Origin of the sequence: Aquabacterium sp. UBA2148 (assembly GCF_002328915.1) — a bacterium.
GTDB classification, from domain to species: domain Bacteria; phylum Pseudomonadota; class Gammaproteobacteria; order Burkholderiales; family Burkholderiaceae_C; genus Aquabacterium; species Aquabacterium parvum.
Genome location: NZ_DCXA01000053.1, coordinates 1 through 3,480, shown reverse-complemented (window position 1 = coordinate 3,480; position 3,480 = coordinate 1). Strand labels below are relative to the sequence as shown.

The following is a 3,480-nucleotide window of genomic DNA, read 5'->3' as shown; positions in this document are numbered from 1 at the left end:
GGGTCAAGGCCCTGCGCCGCCAGAAACAACCCATGACGCTGGTGCTCGAAGCCAGCCCCGGTGCACGCGACCCCGTGGCGCGCGCAATGGGCCAACGTGGCATGCGTGGCGCAGGTCAGCACATCCAGAGTCGCGGCGCGCAACGCCGCGCCGATCGCATGGCGCTGCAAGCGCTGGTGCGCCGAAAGGATTGGGATGAATGACACCCCCACCTTGCGCGAAAGGCTCGCGCAAAGAAACCAGCAACTGCAAGAGGTCGCCGCCCAGCTCAAGACAGAGCTGTTCGGCATCGACGCGGTGATCGACCGTGTGATCGATTCGGTGCGCACGTGGTACGTGCTGCCCGAGCTCGTCACGCGGCCCGTGATCGTCTGCCTTTGGGGCCTGACGGGCACAGGCAAGACGCAACTCGTGCGTCGACTGGCGCAGTTGCTCGGCTTTTACGACCGATTCGTCGAAGTGCAGATGGACGGCTTCTCCAATGGCGCAAGCTGGCGAGGCTCGCAAAGCATCTCCGGCATGCTGGCGCAATCTGGCGTGCGCGAGGGCGAACCCGGGATCCTGGCACTCGATGAGTTCCAACGCTTTCGCACCATCGACAACAAGCGGGCAGACGTGCGCGTCGAGCGCTACCAGGATGTCTGGGCCCTGCTCTCCGATGGCCGACTGCCGCCCGCCCTCTCCTTGTTGGGCGACATCGAGTCCTCCATCGCAGAGGCCGCCTACGATGCCGAGCGCGCCGATTCCGACGACACCAAGCGGCGCTTCAAGCTCAACAGCTGGGAGGCGCAGGAGCTGCGGCGCAACCTCAAACTCGATGAGTCGCTCATGGAGATCATGGCCTGGACGCCGGATCAAATCCAGGAGCGCCTGCGCGCCTTCCGCGAAACGGGGCAGCAACGCTGGGAAACCGATCACAGCCGGCTGCTGGTCTTCGTCTGCGGCAACCTCGACGAAATGTACGAGGGCATCGCCACCAGCGTGGACGACTGCGACAGCGATGCAGACACCTTCCATGGCTTGACCACCAAGCTGAGCGTGATCGACGTCAAGCAAGCGCTCAACCAACGCTTCAAGCCCGAGCAGGTTGCACGCCTGGGCAACGAGCATGTGATCTACCCCTCACTCAGCCGCCAAGCCTACGAGCAACTGATCGAGCAAGTCTGCAGCCGTTACGCGCTTGAAATGGCGCCGCGCTGCGGTCTGCATTGCCATGTGGACACCAGCGTGCACGAGCAGATCTACGCCAACGCGGTCTTTCCCGCTCAGGGCACGAGGCCGCTGTTTTCTTCGCTTCACGCCATCCTGGGCACCGGCCTGGCGAAAGCCTCGCTGTGGGCGCTGGAGCTGGGCGCCACCGCCGGCGACACCGTTGGCCTCACGGCCGACAGCCGAAACCTGATCGCCCATTGGCACGGTCGGTCTCAGGCCATTGCGAGCCCTTTCGAGATCAACCGCCTGCGCCAGCGCAACAACCCGGACTTTCGCGCCCTGCTGGCCGTTCATGAGGCAGGCCATGGCCTGGTCCACGCTTTGCTCTTTGGCCGCGCCCCGCAGGAGATCAAGATCCATGTGGCCAGCTTCGAAGGCGGCTACAACGCCTACACGTCCCGCAAGGTCTGGTCACGTCAGAACCTGCTCGACTCGATCTGCACCAGCCTGGCTGGCAGGGCGGCAGAACTGCTGGTGTTTGGCGCTGACTCGAGCTCCAGCGGCGCAGAGAGCGATCTGCGCAAGGCCACCGAGACAGCGGCCCGCCTGGTCCGCCACCTGGGGCATGGCGAACGCATCGGTCGCGTCGACGTGTCCGTCAACAGCGAAGACAATCTTTGCACGGATGTGGACGCGAGCAACGCCCCGATCGAAGCCTTGCTGCAATCCGAGCACGCGAGGGCGACCCAGATGCTTGACGGGCATCGAGTTGCCCTGCTGTCCTTGGTGGACGAGCTGATGGCACATGGGCAGGTCGCGCCTGCGCGATTCGCCCAGGTCGTGGGTTTGCCCCTGCGGACAGCGGAGGACACCCTGGACCCCTATGCGGCGAAGCTGGCCGCATTTCGGCAGATGAGGCCCGAGCAACTGAGTGCGTGAGCCTGTGACGCCACGGTCAGCCGTGGCGCCCCACCTCACTCCACCGTCACACTCTTGGCCAGGTTGCGCGGCTTGTCCACGTCCGTGCCCTTCGCGCACGCCGTGTGATACGCCAGCAACTGCAGCGGCACCACGTGCAGGATGGGGCTCAGCGCGCCATAGTGCTCCGGCATGCGGATCACGTGGATGCCCGGCTCGGCCTGGATCTGCGTGTCGCCATCGGCGCACACGTACAGCTCGCCGCCGCGCGCCTTGACCTCCTGCATGTTGCTCTTGAGCTTTTCGAGCAGCACGTCGTTGGGGGCCACGACCACCACAGGCATCTCGGCCGTCACCAGCGCCAGCGGGCCATGCTTGAGCTCGCCGGCCGGGTAAGCCTCGGCGTGGATGTAGCTGATCTCTTTGAGCTTCAAGGCGCCTTCCAGGCCGATGGGGTAATGCAGCCCACGACCCAGGAACAAGGCGTTGTCCTTGCGCGCAAAGGCGTCGGCCCAGGCCACGACCTGCGGCTCCAGCGCCAGCACGGCCTGCAGCGCAGCCGGCAGGTGTCGCATGGCCTTGAGGTGCTCGGCTTCGGCCTCGGGGCTCAGGTGCCCGCGCAGCTTGGCCAGCGTCAGCGTCAGCAGGAACAGGCCCGCCAGCTGGGTGGTGAAAGCCTTGGTCGAGGCCACGCCGATTTCGACGCCAGCGCGCGTCACGTAGGCCAGCTTGCACTCGCGCACCATCGCGCTGGTGCTCACGTTGCAGATGGTCAGCGTCTGCTCCATGCCCAGGCTGCGCGCGTGCTTGAGCGCGGCGATGGTGTCGGCCGTCTCGCCGGACTGGCTGATGGTGACGATGAGCGTGCGCGGATCGGGCACGCTGTCGCGGTAGCGGTACTCGCTGGCGATCTCGACGTTGGTGGGGATTTTGGCGATGGATTCGAGCCAGTACTTGGCGGTGGAGCCCGAGTAGTAACTGGTGCCGCAGGCCAGGATCAGCACGCGGTCGATCTGGCCGAACACGGCCTCGGCCTGCTCGCCGAACAGCGTGGGCGTGATCGCCTCGACACCTTCGAGCGTGTCCGCGATGGCGCGCGGCTGCTCGAAGATTTCCTTTTGCATGTAGTGGCGATAGGGGCCCAACTCGACCGCGCCGCTGTGGGCGGTGACGGTGCGCACCGGGCGCTCGGTCGGGTCCACGCGCACGTGTTCGGCGGCGCCAGGCGCGATGTGCTCGATCCAGTGGCGACCGGGCTGCAGGTCAACCACGTCGCCTTCTTCCAGGTAAACGATCTGGTCGGTGACACCCGCCAGCGCCATGGCGTCGGACGCCAGGAAGCGCTCGGTGGCGTCGGCGCCGCCCACGCCCATCACCAGGGGCGAGCCCTGGCGCGCGCCGACGATGCGC

3 protein-coding genes are annotated in these 3,480 nt (G+C 66.1%); 2 read left to right on the top strand and 1 reads right to left on the bottom strand.

Annotation, left to right across the window (positions count from 1 at the left end; genetic code table 11):
• Together B2W70_RS02880 and B2W70_RS02875 are read left to right on the top strand one after the other, a co-directional pair.
• A partial coding sequence (locus B2W70_RS02880; RefSeq protein ID WP_286742665.1) for a hypothetical protein occupies positions 1–203 on the top strand: 203 nt, incomplete at its 5' end.
• Complete coding sequence (locus tag B2W70_RS02875; RefSeq protein ID WP_286742663.1) at positions 196–2,091, top strand: AAA family ATPase; 1,896 nt, start codon at positions 196–198, stop codon at positions 2,089–2,091. The genes B2W70_RS02880 and B2W70_RS02875, both read left to right, overlap by 8 nt.
• Before the next feature lie 35 nt (positions 2,092–2,126).
• On the opposite strand, the gene glmS is transcribed toward B2W70_RS02875, so the two are convergent.
• A partial coding sequence (glmS, locus tag B2W70_RS02870) for a glutamine--fructose-6-phosphate transaminase (isomerizing) (protein ID WP_286742660.1) occupies positions 2,127–3,480 on the bottom strand: 1,354 nt, incomplete at its 5' end.

Coding starts and splice junctions, on each gene's coding strand:
- B2W70_RS02875 (WP_286742663.1), top strand. CDS start 196: ATGAATGACACCCCCACCTTGCGCGAAAGGCTCGCGCAAAGAAACCAG.